Source organism: Ascidiimonas aurantiaca (assembly GCF_037646345.1).
Lineage (GTDB): Bacteria > Bacteroidota > Bacteroidia > Flavobacteriales > Flavobacteriaceae > Ascidiimonas > Ascidiimonas aurantiaca.
The window spans coordinates 60,975-82,195 of sequence record NZ_JBBEWR010000002.1 but is presented as its reverse complement, the minus strand read 5'-3'; the positions used below and the strand labels follow the sequence as shown (position 1 = coordinate 82,195).

At 39.8% G+C, this 21,221-nt stretch carries 16 protein-coding genes; 10 read left to right on the top strand and 6 right to left on the bottom strand.

Annotated elements, in window-relative coordinates:
• Positions 1 to 81: 81 nt before the first annotated feature.
• The 4 genes from gcvP (at position 82) to WAO84_RS02810 (ending at position 5,568) form a co-directional block, all read left to right on the top strand.
• Entirely contained in the window at positions 82 to 2,928 is a 2,847-nt protein-coding gene (gene gcvP, locus WAO84_RS02825) for an aminomethyl-transferring glycine dehydrogenase (protein ID WP_340063516.1), read from the top strand.
• Positions 2,929 to 3,119: 191 nt separating this feature from the next.
• On the top strand, positions 3,120 to 4,178 hold the full coding sequence (locus tag WAO84_RS02820; RefSeq protein WP_340063515.1) for a 3-oxoacyl-ACP synthase III family protein: 1,059 nt from the start codon (positions 3,120 to 3,122) through the stop codon (positions 4,176 to 4,178).
• Between the two features lie 2 nt (positions 4,179 to 4,180).
• Positions 4,181 to 4,708 carry a class I SAM-dependent methyltransferase gene (locus tag WAO84_RS02815; RefSeq protein WP_340063514.1) on the top strand — a complete coding sequence of 176 codons (528 nt, stop codon included), beginning with the start codon at positions 4,181 to 4,183 and terminating at the stop codon, positions 4,706 to 4,708.
• A gap of 5 nt (positions 4,709 to 4,713) precedes the next feature.
• The gene (locus WAO84_RS02810) at positions 4,714 to 5,568 is read left to right on the top strand and encodes a glycosyltransferase family 2 protein (RefSeq protein ID WP_340063513.1); all 855 of its coding nucleotides are present in this window, start codon (positions 4,714 to 4,716) and stop codon (positions 5,566 to 5,568) included.
• Here the strand turns inward: WAO84_RS02810 and pafA are convergent.
• Entirely contained in the window at positions 5,560 to 7,257 is a 1,698-nt protein-coding gene (gene pafA / locus WAO84_RS02805; protein ID WP_340063512.1) for an alkaline phosphatase PafA, read from the bottom strand. The two genes, WAO84_RS02810 and pafA, sit on opposite strands and share 9 nt — an antisense overlap.
• A 184-nt stretch (positions 7,258 to 7,441) precedes the next feature.
• Here pafA and WAO84_RS02800 point away from each other — a divergent pair, with 184 nt between their 5' ends.
• The 5 genes from WAO84_RS02800 to WAO84_RS02780 all read left to right on the top strand — a co-directional run bounded on the left by WAO84_RS02800 (position 7,442) and on the right by WAO84_RS02780 (position 11,341).
• Entirely contained in the window at positions 7,442 to 8,179 is a 738-nt protein-coding gene (locus tag WAO84_RS02800; RefSeq protein ID WP_340063511.1) for an MlaE family ABC transporter permease, read from the top strand.
• Positions 8,179 to 8,946: an ABC transporter ATP-binding protein gene (locus tag WAO84_RS02795; protein ID WP_340063510.1), complete on the top strand. Its 768-nt coding sequence runs from the start codon at positions 8,179 to 8,181 to the stop codon at positions 8,944 to 8,946. Before WAO84_RS02800 ends, WAO84_RS02795 begins: the two co-directional genes overlap by 1 nt.
• Positions 8,947 to 9,058: 112 nt before the next feature.
• A complete protein-coding gene (lgt, locus tag WAO84_RS02790; protein WP_340063509.1) occupies positions 9,059 to 9,994 on the top strand; it encodes a prolipoprotein diacylglyceryl transferase in 936 nt (311 codons plus the stop codon).
• The gene (locus WAO84_RS02785; RefSeq protein ID WP_340063508.1) at positions 9,994 to 10,473 is read left to right on the top strand and encodes a DUF192 domain-containing protein; all 480 of its coding nucleotides are present in this window, start codon (positions 9,994 to 9,996) and stop codon (positions 10,471 to 10,473) included. Before lgt ends, WAO84_RS02785 begins: the two co-directional genes overlap by 1 nt.
• A 4-nt stretch (positions 10,474 to 10,477) precedes the next feature.
• On the top strand, positions 10,478 to 11,341 hold the full coding sequence (locus WAO84_RS02780) for an alpha/beta hydrolase family protein (protein WP_340063507.1): 864 nt from the start codon (positions 10,478 to 10,480) through the stop codon (positions 11,339 to 11,341).
• A 62-nt stretch (positions 11,342 to 11,403) separates the two neighbouring features.
• Here the strand turns inward: WAO84_RS02780 and secDF are convergent, their stop codons facing one another.
• The 5 genes from secDF to asnB all read right to left on the bottom strand — a co-directional run bounded on the left by secDF (position 11,404) and on the right by asnB (position 20,423).
• Complete coding sequence (secDF, locus tag WAO84_RS02775; protein ID WP_340063506.1) at positions 11,404 to 14,388, bottom strand: protein translocase subunit SecDF; 2,985 nt, start codon at positions 14,386 to 14,388, stop codon at positions 11,404 to 11,406.
• 141 nt (positions 14,389 to 14,529) lie between these two features.
• Positions 14,530 to 15,462, bottom strand: coding sequence for a malate dehydrogenase (gene mdh, locus WAO84_RS02770; RefSeq protein WP_340063505.1), 933 nt, complete (start codon positions 15,460 to 15,462; stop codon positions 14,530 to 14,532).
• A 93-nt stretch (positions 15,463 to 15,555) separates the two neighbouring features.
• Positions 15,556 to 16,566, bottom strand: a complete 1,011-nt coding sequence (locus WAO84_RS02765; RefSeq protein WP_340063504.1) for a DUF6588 family protein — start codon at positions 16,564 to 16,566, stop codon at positions 15,556 to 15,558.
• Between the two features lie 92 nt (positions 16,567 to 16,658).
• Positions 16,659 to 18,599, bottom strand: coding sequence for a DNA topoisomerase (ATP-hydrolyzing) subunit B (gene gyrB / locus WAO84_RS02760; protein WP_340063503.1), 1,941 nt, complete (start codon positions 18,597 to 18,599; stop codon positions 16,659 to 16,661).
• A gap of 192 nt (positions 18,600 to 18,791) precedes the next feature.
• Positions 18,792 to 20,423 carry an asparagine synthase B gene (gene asnB, locus WAO84_RS02755; protein WP_340063502.1) on the bottom strand — a complete coding sequence of 544 codons (1,632 nt, stop codon included), beginning with the start codon at positions 20,421 to 20,423 and terminating at the stop codon, positions 18,792 to 18,794.
• Positions 20,424 to 20,676: 253 nt separating this feature from the next.
• On the opposite strand from asnB, the gene WAO84_RS02750 reads away from it, so the two are divergent.
• The gene (locus tag WAO84_RS02750; RefSeq protein WP_340063501.1) at positions 20,677 to 21,216 is read left to right on the top strand and encodes a DUF2911 domain-containing protein; all 540 of its coding nucleotides are present in this window, start codon (positions 20,677 to 20,679) and stop codon (positions 21,214 to 21,216) included.
• Positions 21,217 to 21,221: the final 5 nt, after the last annotated feature.

Genomic DNA, 21,221 nt, shown 5'->3' with positions numbered 1-21,221 from the left:
TTTTGTTACGAAAACGTTATTTTCACAAATTTTAATTGTAATTTTGCAGCCTTAAACACAACTTATTTTGATACTATTCTAATGAGAACAGATTCGTTTGCGTTGCGTCATATAGGGCCCAGAGAAGAAGATACTTTTAAAATGCTGGAAACCATAGGAGTTGACACTTTAGAGCAACTTATTTATGAGACTATTCCTGATGATATTAGATTAAAAGAGGACCTTGATATTCCCGAAGGCCTCAGTGAGAATGAGTTTCTTACACATATTCAGGAACTGGCTTTTCAAAACCAGATCTTTAGATCTTATATAGGGCTCGGATATCATGAGAATTTCACTCCATCCGTGATTAAAAGAAACATTCTTGAAAATCCGGGATGGTACACCGCATATACACCCTATCAGGCAGAAATTGCCCAGGGAAGGCTGGAGGCGCTTTTAAATTTCCAGACTATGGTTTGTGACCTTACCGGAATGGAAATAGCAAATGCTTCCCTGTTAGACGAAAGTACCGCTGCTGCAGAAGCCATGACCATGCTTTATGATGTACGAACCAGAGAACAGAAAAAAAACGGGACCGTTAAGTTCTTTGTAAGCGATGAAATATTACCTCAAACCCTTTCCCTCTTAAAAACCAGAGCAACCCCTCTCGGAATTGAGTTGGTAATTGGTGATCATAATACTTTTGATCTCAACACTGATTTTTATGGCGCTCTGCTTCAGTATCCCGGTAAATACGGTCAGATCTTTGACTATAAAAACTTTGTTTCACAGGCAAAAGACAACCAGATACGTGTTGCATTCGCTGCTGATATATTAAGCCTGGTATTGCTAACTCCCCCCGGGGAATTAGGCGCAGACGTAGTAATTGGCACCACACAACGATTTGGTATCCCTCTCGGGTACGGTGGCCCTCATGCTGCGTATTTTGCTACTCATGAAGAATTTAAACGCAACATTCCCGGCAGGATTATTGGTGTCACCAAAGACACGAGTGGCAACCGGGCACTGCGCATGGCACTTCAAACCCGCGAACAACATATTAAAAGAGATAAAGCTACCTCCAATATATGTACCGCTCAAGTACTGCTTGCCGTAATGGCGGGTATGTATGCCGTATATCACGGTCCTAAGGGACTTACATATATAGCACGAAAAGTGCATAGCTCGGCAGTAACACTGGCCAATTATCTTGAAAGCTTGGGATACACACAAGTCAATACCGCTTATTTTGATACCCTTGTGGTAAAAGCAGACAGTCAAAAAATACGTTCTATTGCGCAGGAAAACGGAGTGAACTTTCTTTATATAGATAACGAAACACTTTCCATAGCTTTAAATGAAACTACCTCTCCGCATGATATTAAAACCATTGTAGGGATCTTCGCCAGGGCTGCCAAGAAGGATATGCCTGAAATCACAGGTCTGGTTACCAACACTCATAAATTATTAAACGAGCGCACTTCTCCTTTTCTGGAAAATGAAGTTTTTAACTCCTACCATTCAGAGACAGAATTGATGCGTTACATCAAAAAACTGGAGCGCAAAGACCTGGCACTTAATCATTCCATGATCTCGTTAGGCTCCTGTACCATGAAGCTTAATGCAGCATCTGAAATGCTTCCGCTAAGCTGGGCACAATGGGCCAATATTCATCCTTTTGTTCCCGTAGAACAGGCAAAGGGGTATCAAACCGTCCTGAAAGCGCTTGAAAAACAATTAAACGTCATTACAGGTTTTGCCGGCACCTCATTACAACCCAATTCCGGGGCTCAGGGTGAATTTGCAGGGCTTATGGTCATTCGGGCCTATCAACGATCTATAGGAGAAGAGCACAGAGACATTTGCCTTATCCCTTCATCAGCCCACGGTACCAACCCTGCTTCTGCCGTTATGGCCGGCATGAAAGTGATTGTTACCAAAACCGATGAAAAAGGAAATATAGATATCGAAGATCTGAGAGACAAAGCACTCAAATACAAAGATCAGCTTTCCGCCTTAATGGTTACCTATCCCTCTACCCACGGAGTTTTTGAATCTTCCATTAGAGAGATCACAAAAATCATTCATGAAAACGGAGGACAGGTATATATGGATGGTGCCAACATGAATGCACAGGTAGGCTTAACAAATCCCGCTGCTATTGGAGCAGATGTATGCCATCTCAATCTCCATAAAACATTTGCTATTCCTCATGGAGGTGGTGGGCCGGGTGTAGGCCCTATTTGTGTTGCCGCACATCTCGTTCCTTTTTTACCTTCAAACCCCGTGATCCCCACAGGAGGAGAACAGGCTATTACCGCCATATCGGCAGCTCCCTGGGGAAGCTCACTTGCCTGTCTTATTTCTTACGGATACATTTCCATGTTAGGAGCTAAAGGGCTCACAGAAGCTACCAAATATGCTATTCTCAATGCTAATTACATGAAAACAAGGCTGGAACAGCATTATCCTGTACTATACACAGGAGAGCGTGGCAGAGCGGCTCATGAAATGATCCTGGATTGCCGCCCCTTCAAGAAAAAAGGAATTGAAGTAGTAGATATTGCTAAAAGACTCATGGATTACGGATTTCATGCCCCAACCGTTTCCTTTCCCGTAGCAGGAACCCTTATGATCGAGCCTACCGAAAGTGAAAATCTTTCAGAATTAGATCGCTTTTGCGATGCGCTTATTGCTATACGTAAAGAAATTGAAGAAGTTCAGCCTGAAGAACCGAATAACGTACTAAAAAATGCGCCCCATACCATGCAGATGGTTACCAGTGATGAGTGGAGTTTTCCTTATAGCAGAGAAAAAGCAGCTTATCCTTTAGGCTATGTAGCCGAAAACAAATTTTGGCCCTCGGTAAGGCGGGCAGATGACGCGTATGGAGATCGTAATCTCATTTGCACATGTGCTCCTATCGAAGCCTATGCAGAAGCATAATGTTTTACAAAATATCCTATAAACAAAGGCTCTTCAAAAGATTGAAGAGCCTTTGTTATAGAGTTAATTTATTGAATGTCCATTTTACAAATACAAAACAACTTTTTGGGCATCGTAATCTTTATTATGCATGCATAACAAATTAATTTTCAATATGTAGCTTTGGCAAGAGCACTACAAACGACAACTTTATGAATATAAAAATAACAGGGACCGGCTCTTTTATTCCTTCAATTATTGAAAAGAATAATGATTTCCTGGATCATATTTTTTTAACCGAAGAAGGCATCCCTTTTAAGCAAAATAATGAGACCATTATTTCAAAGTTTAAAGCCATTACAGGGATTGGGGAACGGAGATATGCCAAAAATGAATTTAAAGCTTCAGATCTTGCTTTTGAAGCGGCGCAAAAAGCACTTTCCGATGCCAATGTTGATAAAGAAAAACTCGATTATATCATCGTTGCTCATAATTACGGTGATATAGCTCATGGCTCAGTCCAGTCAGATACCGTTCCCAGTATTGCTTCCAGAGTAAAGCATCTTCTTCGTATCAAAAATAATTACTGTGTAGCCTACGATTTATTGTTTGGCTGCCCGGGCTGGATAGAGGCTATTATCCAGGCTCAGGCTTTCATGAAAGCCGGAATGGCCCAAAAATGCCTGGTTATAGGATGCGAAACCCTTTCCAGAGTAATAGATATACATGACCGGGATTCTATGATCTATTCTGATGGTGCCGGAGCCGCTATTCTTGAAAACAAAAAGAAAGGGCATGGAATATTGGCCCATGAAACCCTTACCTGCTCTTACGATGAAGCCTTTTATATATTTTTTGGAAGTTCTTACAACAAAAATATAAATCAGAATACCCGATTTATTAAAATGTACGGCCGAAAAATATATGAATTTGCGATCACCCAGGTGCCTATGGCCATGAAGGCCTGTTTTGAAAAGAGTGGTGAAAAACTATCCAATCTTAAAAAAATATTTATTCATCAGGCCAATGAAAAAATGGATGAAGCCATCGTAAAACGCTTCTACAAATTATACGATGAGGAGGTTCCTGAGTTTATAACTCCTATGAATATTCATAAGTTAGGAAACAGTTCGGTCGCTACCGTACCTACCTTGTTTGATATGGTACGGAAAGGTAAGCTTAAAAATCAAGAATTGCATAAAGGAGATGTTATTATATTTGCAAGTGTTGGCGCAGGAATGAATATAAACGCCGTGGTTTACAAATATTGATAATGTACGAAAATAATTTTCCCGAAAAACGCTATCGTTTAACTCTTGAGTTCTTAAAAGAGCACCTACCTGCTCCTGCAACCATTCTGGATCTGGGGGTTAAAAACCCGTTTTCAGAGATCATGATAAAAAATGGGTATGAGGTTGAAAACACCTGGGGAGAGGATCTGGATTTATCTACCAAGGCTGTAGAAAAAGACGATTACGATGCTGTAACCGCTTTTGAGATATTTGAGCATATGGTAGCACCTTTTAACATTCTTCGTGAAATTAAAGCTCAGAAACTTGTCGCTACCATACCGCTTAGGTTATGGTTTTCTCCGGCCTACCGCAGTAAAACTGATAAATGGGATCGTCATTTTCATGAGTTTGAAGACTGGCAGTTTGACTGGTTGCTTGAAAAAGCCGGCTGGGAGATCGTAGCCAGAAAAAAATGGACAAACCCCGTTAAAAAATTGGGATTCAGACCATTGTTAAGAAGCTTTACTCCCCGGTATTATGCCGTGTATGCCATTAAAAAGCAAACATAGGTTCCTTGAAGTGCTATATTATCATCCCCGCTCATAATGAAGAACAATTTCTGGATCTCATGCTGGAATCGGTAGTCAAACAAAAAATTGTGCCCGATAAAGTGCTTGTAGTAAATGATCATTCTACCGATAAAACAGAGCAGATAATTGATACCTATGCACAACGCTATACATTTATTGAGAAATTAACCATCTCCTCTTCTCCCGAGCATATGCCGGGTAGTAAGGTGGTGCATGCATTCCATAAAGGGTTAGCACAACTGGACACATGTTATGACCTTATCGGAAAGTTTGACGCTGACCTTATTCTGCCGGAAGATTATTTTGAAAAAATGCAATATCACTTCAAAAATGATAAAGATCTCGGTATGTGCAGCGGACTCCTCTATATTGAGAAAAATAATGAATGGGTGTATGAACCGATAGCCGCGAAAACTAAAGTAAGAGGTCCGGTTAAATTGTATTCAAAAAAATGCTTTGATAAAATAGGAGGCCTCAAACCCTCTATTGGATGGGATACAGTAGATGAGTTACTGGCACGCTATCACGGTTTTAAAACCCATACCGATATACAGCTAAAGGTAAAGCATCTCAGGCCCACAGGCAAAGAATATACAGAAAAGGCCAGACGTTTGCAGGGAGAAGCCATGTATAAAATGCGGTATGGTTTGTTATTAACGGTGATCTCCTCGCTAAAAATGGCATGGAAACTGCGATCAACCGTTTTGTTTGCCGATAATATGAAAGGTTTCTTTACTGCCATAAAAAACAATATTCCTTTCATAGTTACTAAGCAGGAAGGTACTTTTATACGAGCGTATCGACTAAAAGGGGTACTTAAAAAACTGCGTTTATTCTAAAATTCCTTCTATAGGGTTCCCTGTAGTTGCATTTGGAAAAGCAATGCCCAACAGTGCTGAAATAGTAGGAGCTATATCCGGTATTTCTGTTCTGGAAACTGTACTTCCTGAATTAATGCCTTTTCCAAAAAAGAGTAAGGGAACATGTGTATCATATGAAAACCCGGAACCATGTGTAGATCCTGTTTTGTAATACGATATGGTGGCAGGGTGCAAAACAAAAACTACATCTCCCGAACGTTGAAAATGAAATCCTTTTTGTAAAAGAGACTGGAAAGGTAAAGTGTAATTACCAGAAATGAGTTCCTGAGCTGTGTATGCACTTATTACCCCCTCATATTGCGTTAAAGCTTCCAGAACTTTTTTTTGTATCTCTGTATAAACAAGAGTGTTCTCTCTTATTTTGGCACGATCTAAAAACACCTGATCATTATAAACTTTGAGTACCAGCCCCGGAACCCCGTATATTTTTTCCAGGTGTTCTGATAAACGTTTTTCAAACGCGCGGGTATCTACATAACCGGACGGGATTTTTACAGACTCCAGATACGCAGGAACATCTACCGCCCCGTGATCTGCCGTTAAAAAAACGGTATATTCACCCTCACCCAGTTTATTATCTAAGGTAGTAAGGAGTTTTTCCAGGTCCTTATCGAGGCGTATATATGTATCCTGAACCTCTTTACTATTTACCCCAAACTTATGACCTATATAATCGGTACTGGAGAAACTAATTGCCAGGAAATCGGTAATTTCATCGTCACCCAGCTTTTCTCCTTCAATAGCGGCCAAAGCAAAATCTAATGTAAGGCTATTACCAAAAGGTGAGTTTTTTATAATATCAAACTCTTTATTGTCTTTACTAAGTTTACCCAGACGATGGGGAAATACAGGTCTTTTTTCTCCGTTAAAAGGCATCTCAAAAGAAGTATCATCAGGGCCACTTTCCACATAGGTTTTAATATCATACATAGTATCCCAGTCTTTCAGGTAGCTTTTAGCTTTCCCCGAGGCATTAAAAGCTTTCACCCAATCGGGAAGGTTGGTCATATAATAGTCACTGGTGATCCATTTTCCATGGGCAAGCCCTTCAAACCAATACGCGGCATCTGCCATATGCCCCGCAGGAAGTATGGCCCCGCGATCTTTAAGGGCTATGCCTATCACTTTGGCTCTTTTCTGTGTGGCCAGGCGCAGCTCATCGGTAACTGTAGTGGTCATCATTCTGGAAGGTGACATTTTACCAGCCTCAGAACTACTCCCTACCGAGTTATAACTTTCATCTTCAGCACAATACACCATTTTACCGGTTCCTTTATCAAACCAGTTGTTACCTATAATACCGTGATTTGCCGGGGTAGTACCCGTATATACCGAAGCGTGGCCCGGCCCCGTGTAAGTAGGCACATAATTAAAATGATTGTTTTTACAATTAAACCCTTCATTTACCAGACGCTTAAAGCCTCCTTCTCCGTAATGTGCCCAAAAACGGGTCAGATAATCATAACGCATTTGATCTACCACTATGCCTACCACCAGTTTTGGTCTCACCATTAAGTTTTGAGTTCCTAATGTCTTCAATTGCAAAACCCTGTCATTCTCACGGGATGTATTTCGTAAAAGGTTTTGCTGGGCAAATACTGTAAATACAGGTACCAGAAATAATGTTGCTAATAAAAAACGTTTCACAAAAAACATTTTAAACGAATATGTATTCAAAATATAAAAGTGTTTAAGGTCCCGGCGGGATTCCGCTAAAAGTCCTGGTTAATTTTTAATCCGTACAAAAATAAGGAATCACATATTTTAAACTTTAAATTCAGGTTAAAAGAACGGTAGATTTTTTATACTTTAGTGGCGCTGTTTTTTACACATGAACTATCTGGAAAACATTGGTTGCTATTTTTTGATGATCAGGCAGGTATTTAAAAAACCTACCAAATGGTCTATCATGAAAGATTTGATTTTAAAGGAGGTTGATGATCTTATTTACGGATCATTGGGTATCGTAATATTCATTTCCTTTTTTGTAGGAGGAGTAGTTGCTATACAAACTGCCCTAAATATTGACAATCCGTTAATTCCAAAGTACCTGGTTGGTTTTGCCACCCGACAGTCGGTCATTTTAGAATTTGCACCTACATTTACTTCCATTATTATGGCGGGAAAAGTCGGGTCATACATCACTTCCAGTATTGGCACTATGCGCGTAACCGAACAGATAGACGCTCTGGAGGTAATGGGAGTGAACGCACTTAACTATCTCATCTTTCCAAAAATCATTGCGCTGCTTTTCTATCCGTTTGTGATATCAATAGGTATGTTCCTGGGTATTTTGGGCGGCTGGGTAGCTGCCGTCCTTGGAGGGTTTAGCACCAGCGCAGAATTTGTTCAGGGATTACAGGTAGATTTTAAGCCTTTTCACGTATTTTACGCATTTACCAAAACATTTGTATTTGCATTTATACTGGCCACCATACCTTCCTTTCACGGATTTTATATGAAAGGCGGTGCTCTGGAAGTTGGAAAGGCCAGTACTACCTCATTTGTATGGACGAGTGTGGCTATTATTATTTTGAATTATATGCTAACCCAAATGCTTTTAGGATAATGATAATAGTTGAAGACCTTCATAAATATTTTGGAGAAGCCCATATTCTTAAAGGGATCTCTACTTCATTTGAAGAGGGAAAAACTAATCTTATCATTGGGCAAAGCGGTTCCGGGAAAACAGTTTTTCTAAAATCGATGCTTGGCCTGTTTACACCGGAAAAAGGAAACATAATTTATGACGGACGTAAATATTCCGGACTAAGCGTAGATGAAAAAAGAGATCTAAGACAGGAAATGGGAATGGTTTTTCAGGGCAGTGCTCTTTTTGACTCTATGACCGTAGAACAAAATGTGATGTTCCCGTTAAAGATGTTTTCAGATAAAAACAAAGAAGAAATGCAGGAACGGGTTGATTTTGTATTGAAAAGAGTAAACCTGATAGACGCTCACAAAAAGTATCCGTCTGAGATCTCCGGCGGAATGCAGAAAAGAGTAGCCATTGCCAGAGCTATCGTTAATCATCCAAAATACCTTTTTTGTGATGAGCCCAACTCAGGATTAGATCCTAAAACTGCTATTTTGATAGATGAACTCATTCTGGAAATTACCAGAGAATACAATATCACTACGGTAATCAATACGCACGACATGAACTCTGTAATGCAAATAGGCGAAAAGATCGTATTTCTCAAAGACGGTTATAAAGCCTGGGAAGGCACCAATAAAGAAATATTTAAAACCGACAACGAAGCAGTTACCAACTTTGTTTACTCTTCTGATCTCTTTAAAAAAGTACGCAAAATGTATCAGGAAGAAGAGCTTTAAGAATAGGTTTACCTTTCATTATTTCTTTGTAAAAAACATTCAGGAAAATTTTAGGGTACGGGAAGAATTATATTCAAATACTTATATTTATGCTTTAAAACAAAACATGTTTATGTATTTTTTAGGAATTACCTGGAATCCCGATAAAGCCCTTTTTGACCTGGGTTCTTTTCAACTCAGATACTACAGCCTTATGTTTGTTATTGCTTTTTCATTAGGCTGGTATCTCATGAAACGTATTTTTCTAAAAGAAAAGCAACCCATTGAAAGATTAGATACACTTTTTATCTATATGGTGCTCGCTATTTTAATAGGTGCGCGTTTAGGACATGTTTTTTTCTATGACTGGGCGTATTACAAGGATCATCTTTCAGAAATTATACTGCCCTTTAGGTTTTCTCCTGAATTTAAATTTACCGGTTTCACCGGGCTGGCCAGCCACGGTGCCGCGATAGGGGCTATTTTTGCCATGTACCTCTATCAGCGTAAATATCCAGATATAAGTCTGTCCTGGATACTGGATCGGGTAGTTATACCTGTAGCCTGCGGAGGTATCTTTGTACGTCTCGGTAACTTTATGAATTCAGAGATCAATGGTAAAGTGGTAGAAGCCTCCCATCCTTTTGGAGTACGTTTTCTTCAGGACGAAATAAGCGAACGTGAAGCTCTTTCCATTACCGGTGAAAATTCCGTATCAGAAGCCTATGACCTCATTGCGGCCGATCCAGGCTATGCAGAGGTATTGAACAGTATTCCTTTTAGGCATCCTGCTCAACTGTATGAAGCCTTTTTCTATATTTTTGTATTCCTTCTGCTCTGGTTTATTTACTGGAAAACCAATAAAAGCGAAAAACCCTGGTTCCTGTTCGGCACCTATCTCGTTTCCCTTTGGAGTGTACGTTTTATGGTAGAATTTGTAAAAGAAAGCCAGGGAGGGTTCGAGTCTTCTTTAGGCAATATGCTCACTACCGGCCAGTGGCTAAGTATTCCGTTTATTGTACTTGGTCTGTATCTTATATTCAAACCCAAACCTTCAACCGTATCCTAATGAAAAAGTATATAGTTGTTTTTTTGGCAGCCCTGGGTATGTACTCCTGTAATACGGAAAATAAAAAGAAAAGCATAACAACCCAGGAAGTTAGCTTTAAGAGAGAGGGTTCATTGAAGCTGCTAAAGAAAGACAGTACCCTGATCAGGGAGCTTGAAATTGAGATCGCTGATAATGATTACGAGATACAAACAGGGCTCATGTATCGCAAAAGTATGAAGGAGAACCGCGGCATGCTTTTTGTTTTTCCAAAGCAAGAACCCCGTTTTTTTTACATGAAAAATACTGAGATCCCCCTTGATATCATCTATATAAACAATGCACTGGAAATCGTTAGTTTTGTAGAAAACGCAGCTCCTTTAGATGAAGCCTCGTTACCTTCTAATGTACCTGCGAAATACGTACTTGAAATAAACGGAGGGCTTATCTCTGAATGGAATATAGAAGTAGGAGATCGTATTGAATACGTAAAAGATTAATGCTTTGTTTCGCGAAATACCACTGGTCACCTCGCTTGGACATACACTACAGGTGCGTCAATTTCAAAGCAGCTCCAAACGCGGGGCTGTGATTATATCATCAGCTACGGGAGTTCTACAAAATTATTATTACAAATTTGCCCTTTTCCTGAATCAAAATGGTTTTACGGTCTATACATTTGACTATTATGGGATAGGTAAAACAGGAGATTCTATCAAAAAATTAAAAAGTAATACCATAACCTTAAGTGAGTGGGGAAATAATGACCAGGCTTCCGTATTGGCCCTGGCAAGAAATGAACATCCTTCAGAAGAACTTACACTTATTTCTCACAGTATTGGCGGACAACTTTTTGGTTTAAACCCTAATTACCATATGGTAAATAAAGCTATCATGGTAGCCTCCCAAAGCGGTTACTGGAAGTATTACAAAGGCATTCACTCTCCTAAAATGTGGTTGTTCTGGCATGTAATGATCCCTGCGCTTACGCCTGTTTTTGGCTATTTTCCGGCAAAAAAGATAAAGCTGTTTGAAAACCTTCCTAAAAATGTGGCGTATGAATGGAAAAAATGGGGAAAACATAAAGACTATATGTTTGGGTCTGTAAGCCCTGAAAACCTTTACTTCAAAGACATAAATATCCCCATGCTATTTCTGGGGTTCCCCAGAGATATTTTTGCCCCCAAAGAAGCTATTGAGTGGCTCGCTTCCCGTTATTCTTCGGCACAGGTTGAAAACAGGTATATTATTCCTGAAAATGAAGGCCTTCCTGAGATAGGACACTTTGGCTTTTTCAGGGAAAATTTCAGAAAATCTTTGTGGGCTTCTTCTTTAAAGTGGATTGAAAAAGAAGCCGGCCGATCATAAAAAAACCATCCGCCTGCGGGGATGGTTTCTATCATTTGAACACTAAAATAATTATTAAATAGCTATTCTTTTTCTTCGGTTAATTTTGATTTTCCTTTTTCTTTAAGTGTATCAAACATTACCGGAGTAGCTATAAACAGTGATGAATAAGTACCTACTAAAATACCTACGATCATGGCAAACATAAACCCTCTTAATGACTCACCTCCAAATATGAAGATCGTAAGTAGCACGACTAAGGTGGTAAGTGAGGTATTTAAGGTTCTTCCTAAAGTACTATTCAATGCAGAATTGGTATTATCGCCTCCTCGCCATCCTTTCTCATTAATGATTTCCCGAATACGGTCAAAAACGACCACAGTATCGTTAAGAGAATATCCAATTACGGTAAGGATCGCTGCTATAAACGCCTGATCTATCTCCATATTAAAAGGCATAAACTTATAAGTAAGGGAGAAAATACCCAATACGATAAGAATATCATGGAATACGGCAGCTACTGCTCCCAGTGAGAACTGCCATCTTCGGAACCTGAATAAAATATAAATAAACACTACAGCCAAAGAGCCCAATACGGCCCACAAAGCCCCTTTCTTAATATCGTCGGCAATAGTAGGGCCTACTTTAATTGATTGAAGAATGCCCAGTTTAGCCTCATCACTACCTCCCACAAAACTTTGGTAAGTTATACCGGCGGGAAGATATTTTTGCAATGTCGTAAAAAGCTTTTCTTGTATTTCTTCATCTACCTCTGCCCCTTCAACATCTACTTTGTACTTGGTGGTGACTTTAACCTGGTTGGCAGAGCCAAAAGTTTTCACTTCCACACTTCCAAACACAGGATTAAGGTCTTCTGATATTTCTGTTGGACTTACCGGATTCTCAAAACGAATTTGATAAGAACGCCCTCCGGCAAAATCTACTCCGGGATTAAGTCCCTGAGTAACCAGAGAAATGATACAAACTACTAAAATAATACCTGAAGCTACATATGATATCTTTCGTTTGTTCAGGAAATTGATGTTCATATTCCGGAACAGATTCTTTGTAATTGCTGTCGAGAAATCCAGTTTGCGCTTACCTTCTTTAATGTACCCTTCAAGCAGAAGTCTGGTCACGAAAATAGCACTGAAAAGTGATGTTGCAATACCTATTAATAACGTAGTTGCAAATCCCTGAATTGGTCCTGTTCCAAAGATAAGAAGGATCAATGCGGTAAGACCGGTGGTTATATTGGCATCAAGAATAGAGGATAATGCATTATTAAAACCATCGGCGGTAGCCTGTTTTACACCTTTTCCTTTGCTCAGCTCTTCTTTGGCTCTCTCAAAAATAAGTACATTGGCATCTACAGACATACCTATGGTAAGAACAATACCTGCAATACCCGGTAGAGTTAACACGGCTCCCAACCCTGCCAACACTCCAAATATGAGAACAATATTGAACACGAGTGCCACATCTGCAAAGACCCCGGCTCTTCCGTAATAAAATACCATCCATAAAAGTACAATACACATGGCTATGATAAAGGAAGTAAATCCACTGTTAATGGCTTCCTGGCCTAAAGAAGGCCCTACTACTTCTGATTGAATGATATCGGCGGAAGCAGGTAATTTTCCTGCTCGTAATACATTGGCAAGGTCAGTAGCTTCATTGAGCGTAAACTGTCCTGTAATTTCAGAGTTACCTCCGGAAATAGGCCCTCTGGAAACACCTGGGGCCGAATACACGATATCATCCAGTACAATGGCAATATTACCCTGTTCATTATATGCTTTCCCGGTAAGTTCTTCCCATGCTTTGGCACCTTTTCCATTCATTTGCATGGAAACTGCCGGTTTGTTGAACTGATCGTATGTTTGCTGTGCATCTACTACTACGCTGCCACTTAAAGGAGCCTGATTTTCTCTGTTTGATTTTAGTACATACAGGTCTATACTTTCAGAGTCTTCAATGGCTTTACCCCATACAAAACGCGCATATTGCAGCTCTGCCGGAAGCAGTTGCTTAATCTCCGGCATTTTCAAATATGAGTTTATGGTAGCCGTATCTTTAGTGGCAAAGGTTGAAATTATGGGAGATCCCTGCTGCCCGCCACCGATAATAAGATCAAATAACGGATTGGCATTTTTTACTTCGAGTGAATCTGATTCTATATCTGACAAAAGTGAATCGATCTCAGACTCGGTTTCTTCCAGTATTTCTTCGCGTGCAGTTTCTTCTGTTTTAAGAAGTTCTCCCAAACGGGCATTAGCCGCTACCATAAAAGTGGCCAGGTCTTCTGATTTATACGTTTCCCAAAACTCGAGTTGCGCAGTACTTTGAAGCAGCTTTTTTACCCGGTTTACATCTTTGGCTCCCGGAAGTTCTACAAGAATTCGTCCAGATGTACCCAAACGTTGAATATTGGGTTGGGTTACCCCAAATTTATCGATACGCTTACGCAATACTTCAAATGCAGATACAACGGACTCGTCAACTTTTCTTCTGATAATAGGCCTTACTTCTTCATCAGACATTTGAAAATTAACTTCGTCACTTAATGTTCTATTGGCAAAAATATCGGGAGAAGCGAGTTTTGTATCTCCTTTAATAGCGTCAAAAGCAGTAAAGAAAAGGTCTATATACGTTTCATCACTGTTTTTAGATGCGAGATCGGCATCTGCGAGAGCTTTGTTAAAGACCGGATCTTTGGAGTTGTTAGCAAGTCCCTTTAAAATATCTTTTACCGATATTTGAAGGATCACATTAATACCTCCTTTCAGATCGAGACCTTTGTTGAGCTCTTTTTCTTTTGCTTCATTATAGGTAAAACTGGTAAATCCCAGATCAAAAATCTTAAGATTGCCAATAGAATCAAGGTATTTTACCTCTTCTGCTTCCCTCTTAGCCACATAATCATCTTCTGAATCAGCTATTTTTACGGATGCAAATTCTTTTGCTTCCTCTTCTGCCTTATTGGTAAAGTAAGTAAATGATAACTGATAGATACTTACAATACCGAACAAAATGGCAAATAGCCTGATAAGTCCCTTATTTTGCATTCTTAGTTAATTTATAAAGTCGATTTAAAAACGAGCAAATATAAAATTTACATGAAGATTAACCAATTTATTTACAGGTTTTGTTTAACAAAAAAAGCCGCTGAAAGGCGGCTTGAATATGTATTTTAGAAGATGTGATTGTTATACCAAATTGGCTAAAGCCGTATTCATATTGCGAACTGCTTCTGCACTTTTTGCAAAAAGTGCCTTTTCTTTATCATCAAGTTGTATATCAACAATTGACTCTAAACCATTTTTACCTATAATGCAGGGTACTCCTATACATATATCATTTTGACCATATTCTCCTTCAAGGTAAACTGAACAGGGGATCATTCGCTTCTGATCGTTAAGGATACTGTCAACAAGATAGGAAACGGAGGCTCCGGGAGCATACCAGGCAGAAGTTCCCAGAAGTTTGGTAAGAGTAGCGCCTCCCACCATAGTATCGGCTGCTACTTTTTCAAGGGTTTCTTCTGTTAAATACTGAGAAACAGGTGTGCCATTGTAAGAAGCCAGCCTGGTTAAAGGGATCATAGTGGTATCGCCATGACCACCTATTACCATTCCGTGAATATCATTTGCCGGTTTTTCAAGTGCCAGGGAGAGATAGGTTTTAAAACGTGAACTATCCAGAGCGCCTCCCATACCTATAATACGATTTTTGGGAAGACCGGTAGCTTTTAAAGCAAGATATGTCATGGTATCCATAGGGTTGGATACCATTACGATAATAGTATTGGGAGAATGCTCAAGTATATTCTCTGCTACTGTTTTAACAATACCTGCATTAATTCCAATGAGCTCTTCTCGCGTCATTCCCGGCTTTCTGGGTACGCCGGATGTAATTACCACTACATCACTACCTGCGGTTTTGCTGTAATCATTGGTTACTCCTGTTACTCTGGTATTAAAACCCAGAGTGGTTTGCGTTTGCATAATATCAAGTGCTTTTCCTTCCGCAAAACCTTCTTTAATATCCAGTAGAACCACTTCACTTGCTATTCTTCGATAAGCAATGGCATCTGCACAGGTGGCACCCACATTACCGGCACCTACTATCGTAACTTTCATGTATTTATTTTTTAACAGATTAGTAATTTGTTTTAACAAAATTACTGAAATAGTCGCAACGCGAAAGGATTCTATCTATTAAAAAAAAGCAAATTATCTGAATCCGAAACTCATTCCCAAAGAAACTGTGGTAAATTCAGCCAGTGTAAGATCGGTATTAAGCCTGAAAAAGCCCAGTTTAAGTCGTGCGCCAAGGGTACCTCTCACTCCGGACACATCACTGCTTACTGAAAAAGGATCTACTACGGTCTCATTGGCCAGTACACCAGATCTTACCCGATAGGTACCTCTTAAATCGGTTTCAGAAGTCCCGGTAATATACCCTAGCCCTCCGTAAATATTGAAAACGGGGAATTTGGTAGAGCCTATAAGCTGAAAGGCCCATGACTGGGTATTATTCTCAAGGCGTTGATTTTCACCTTCTACGATATTTGTATCGGTAAATTCGTAGGTTCCGTCAAGTTGTGTAAACCCTATGAGTCCTGATATGGCTATGGGAAATATTTTGTCTCCGGGAAGCCAGGAAGTAAACTCATGCTGAATACCGAAACCATATAATCCGGCTTCAACGTCATTAGTTGTAATTTTTGGAAAAAAACGCGCTTTTACTTCGGTTCCTTTTATAAGCCCTACACTTACCTGAAGAAAAGCGCTGGGTACAAAATTAACATCTGCCGAGCCTAAACCGGTAGGCAATTCAAAAACAGCATCATCTACGGCTCCGGGAAGGGGTCCTTCTACTACTACATTTACATTCTCTATATCTCCAAAGGCTGTTGATACTTCTCTTGAAGTACTGCCGTCCTGAAAACGCAAATTTTCATAATCACTGGTATTAAGAATGAAAGATTTGTTTTCATCTTTCACAAAAGAAGCATTTCCTATAACAGATACTTCAAAAGCAAAAAGTTTCTTGGCTTTTCCGCTGTTAAACCATCCATTATTAAGGTTGTGAATAATTCCGTCACCTGCCGGCTCAAGGTAAGCTCTTGTAAAGGTGCGGGCATCATTTATACCTGCAGCCAGGAGGTTATCAATATTCTCCTGTGCATAGCTTCCTGTTGCCGATAGCAGTAAAATAAGTAATGATAATTTGTTTTTCATAATTTGTCAGATTTGAGGTATGCAAAATAGTAAAAAAATAAAAAAACCGTGAAGGTTTTTCCACGGGTTTTTTGATAATGGGAGTTATACATCTATGCGTCTATATTGGCATAAACTGCGTTCTTTTCTATAAATTCACGGCGAGGCGGCACTTCATCACCCATTAGCATGGAGAAAATACGGTCTGCTTCACTTCCGCTTTCTATGGTTACCCGGCGCAAGGTACGCCCATTAGGATTCATGGTAGTTTCCCAGAGCTGTTCGGCATTCATTTCTCCAAGCCCTTTATAACGTTGCACATTGACACTACCACCAAATTGCTCGATCAAAACATCTCTTTCTCTATCGTTCCACGCATATTCTTTTTTATTTCCTTTTTTAACTAAATATAAAGGAGGGGTGGCGATATAGACATGGCCATTCTCAATGAGTTCGCGCATATATCTGAAAAAGAAGGTAAGGATCAAGGTTGAGATATGAGAACCGTCCACATCGGCATCACACATGATGATCACTTTGTGATATCGCAGTTTTTCAAGATTCAGTGCTTTTGAATCTTCTTCGGTACCTATGGTTACTCCTAATGCTGTAAAAATGTTTTTGATCTCTTCGTTTTCAAAAACTTTATGCTGCATTGCTTTTTCAACGTTCAATATCTTACCTCTTAATGGCAATATGGCCTGGAAATTACGGTCACGGCCCTGCTTGGCGGTTCCGCCTGCCGAGTCTCCCTCTACCAGGAACACTTCACATTTTTCGGGGTCCTGTTCTGAGCAGTCTGAAAGTTTTCCCGGAAGTCCGCCACCGCTCATAACCGTTTTACGCTGCACCATTTCACGGGCCTTTCTGGCGGCATGTCTTGCCTGCGCTGCGAGAATTACCTTTTGCACGATGGTTTTGGCATCATTGGGATGTTCTTCCAGATAGTTTTCAAGCATCTCTGAAACGGCCTGTGAAACGGCAGAAGTAACTTCTCTGTTACCTAATTTGGTTTTTGTTTGCCCCTCAAACTGCGGTTCACTTACTTTAACGGATACTATGGCTGTTAAACCTTCCCGAAAATCGTCTCCCGATATCTCAAATTTAAGCTTATCTAAAAGGCCGGAAGCATCTGCATATTTTTTTAAAGTGGAGGTAAGCCCTCTTCTGAAACCGGAAAGGTGTGTACCCCCTTCATGGGTATTAATATTATTAACGTACGAATGTAAATTCTCATTAAATGAGGTATTGTATATCATGGCTACCTCTACGGGAATGTCGTTTTTTTCGCCTTCCATGGAAATAACATCGGCAATAAGCGGTTCTCTGTTCCCATCAAGAAAGCGTATAAATTCCTTAAGTCCTTCATCTGAAAAAAAGACTTCTCTTTCAAACTCTCCATTTTCCTTTTTATTTCTTTTATCAACCAGCTCTAAGGTAATGCCTTTATTGAGAAAAGAAAGCTCACGCATACGCCCTGCCAGGGTATCGTAATTGTATTCTATGGTTTGCTGAAATATGCTTTCATCTGGTTTAAAAGTGACAATTGTACCTGTAATGCTGGTCTCTCCAACAGGTTTAACGGGATACTGGGGTTTTCCTCTTTCATATTCCTGCTCCCATATTTTGCCATTTCTGTGAACGGTAGCTTTAAGATGATCGGAAAGGGCATTTACGCAGGACACCCCTACACCGTGAAGACCCCCGGATACTTTATACGAATCTTTATCAAACTTACCTCCCGCCCCAATTTTGGTCATTACAACTTCAAGAGCAGAAACCCCTTCTTTTTTGTGCATATCTACCGGGATCCCCCTACCGTTATCTTCAACGGTAATCGAGTTATCTTCGTTTATAACGACTTTAATAGAATCACAGTAACCGGCAAGCGCTTCATCAATAGAATTATCAACAACTTCGTACACTAAATGGTGTAATCCTCTGGGGCCTACATCACCTATATACATGGAAGGACGCATCCTTACATGCTCCATACCCTCAAGGGCCTGGATACTGTCTGCAGAATAATTGTTTTTATTTACTTCTTCACTCATATCTCTCAGGTTATTTTTAACAAATTACCAAACGAACAAATATAACAAAACATTAGTCATTTTGCGGGTTTGAAGCACTTTTACCTTGTTAAGTTATTAACAATTTCATGTGAAAAAATACATAAAAAAAGGAGTGCTAAAAAACACTCCTCTTTTCGTGGGTTTTATCGGTTATATGTAACGGAAACACACCTATAAAGCCTCTGTAAAAACTTTTTGCGACGGTTGTGCAATAGTAGTATCGGCATTCACATGTGCGGCATTAGCTCTCCCACTCGGATCTGTATTTTTTTGCCATTTGGGTATCCATTTCCGAACGGTAGCCGCAGCACTGTCTTGAGGAAAGTGACGGCTGAATATCTCTCTGTAATAATAAGCTTCTTTGGTGGCAGGGGTATTTACAGGGTACTTAACCGCTGCTTCGGCCATTTGTGCATCGGTTACCTTTAATTCGCAATGAGCGATCAACTGATCTATCCAACCATAGCCTACTCCATCTGAAAACTGTTCTTTTTGCCTCCAGAGCACTTCGTCGGGAAGAAATGGCTTCTCAGGAGTATCAAAAGCTTTTCGAAGTATATATTTTTCTATGTCTTTAAAGTTTTTGGGCTGTTTGTATTCGGGAGCTATATGCATGGCAATATCCAGAAAGTCTTTATCGAGAAACGGTACGCGGACTTCGAGGCCGTGAGCCATTGTACTTTTGTCGGCTCTCAAACAATCGGCCGTAGCCAGTTTTTGTACTCTTTCAATAGTTTCTTTTTGAAATTCCAGATCAGATGGGGCATTTCTAAAATAAAGATATCCTCCAAATATTTCATCGGCCCCTTCACCGCTAAGAACTACTTTGATCCCCATGTCGGTGATCACTTTGCTCATGAAATACATGGGGGTAGAAGCTCTTATGGAAGTAACGTCGTAAGTTTCGAGATGCCAGATAAGCTTTTCCAATATACTTATGCCCTTTTCTACTGAAAAATGTATTTCATGGTGTTCTGTACCCAGGTAGTCGGCCACTTTTCTTGCCGCCAGCAAATCAGGTGCTTCTGAGTCCAGACCAATAGAAAAAGAATGCAGCTTGCTGTTAGTGTTTTTTAGTAACCTGCTGGCAATAGAAGAGGTTAACGACGAATCGAGTCCGCCTGATAGTAAAACTCCAACAGGCACATCTGCCAAGAGGCGTTTTTTGGTAGCGTTAATTAGTCCATCTCTAAGTGTTTTAAGATCCAGGTTTTGGGTTGCTTTTGCCGGATCAAACCAGGCAGGCTTGTAATAAGCCACAAAACCGGTTTTAGGTGTATAGAAATGCCCCGGCGGAAAAGTGGTAAATTCAATACATTGATCTGCAAGGGCCTTCATTTCTGAAGCAAAATACATGGTACCCTCACTATCTTTTCCATAATACAGAGGTTTTACACCAACAGGGTCACGTCCGGCCATAAAATCATCTCCATTTACAACTACAAAAGCAAAAACCCCGTCAAGCCTGTTACAAAAGTCATAACCAAATTCTTCATAAAGATGAACTATGACTTCAGAATCGGAAGTGGTGCGGAAAGTGTGCTCTTTCAAAACGGTTTCTCTTAAATGCTGATGGTTATATATTTCTCCATTATGCACCATCCAGGCGGTATCTGTTCCCTGTATAGGTTGCTTACCTGTATGAAGGTCTATGATCGACAATCGTTCATGACTCAATACGTATCCGTTATCGGTAATATGTATATCACTTTCATCGGGTCCGCGATGATGCATTCTCTTTGATATACTTTTTACCAGCCCGGGATCTTTCTCTTTGCCAATAATTGCTAAAATTCCGCACATAATTTTTTAAGTTATAATTGAATATCAAAATTGCACTTATATTTTTATTATTAAAACATTAAAAGCTATTTTAATTACATTTTAAAACTTTATTTAGTTATAATATTAAAATATAAAACTATAAAAACTGTTGTATGAAGTATTTTTTTTGATGTGTAAGTGTAAGGTAACTTTAACAATTCCCTACCAATGTTTAACAAAATCATAAGAAGTTCATTTTTTAGCTTTAACACATAAAACAGATATTAGTATCATGAGAAGAATCACAGCACTTATTTTCACAACACTGGCTTTTGCCTTTATGAACGAAACCCAGGCCCAAAAGTTTAGCGGACTTGATAAAAGCCCGCATGACATTACGTATTATCGTACTGAAAGAAATGCACCACCTCTTATTAAAGTGGTATATGGAAGACCGCAGAAGAAGGAGCGGAAGATCTTTGGGGGTATTGTTGCATATAACCAGATATGGAGAACGGGTGCCAATGAAGCTACAGAAATTACGTTTTATAAGAATGTAAAATTTGGGAACAAAAATGTGAAAGCAGGTACTTATGTATTGCATACTATTCCCGGTGAAAATGAATGGACCATTATCTTAAACTCCAAGTTAGATGTTTGGGGTGCGTATTCCTATGAAGAAAAGCTGGATGTGGCCCGCATTAAAGTACCATCAAAAACCGATGAAAAAGAGCTGGAAGCCTTCTCTATTGCTTTTAAACCGGTAGATCAGGGTGTGCATATGGTTCTGGGATGGGACACTACCCGCGTAGCTATTCCTATAGACCTGTAGAAACC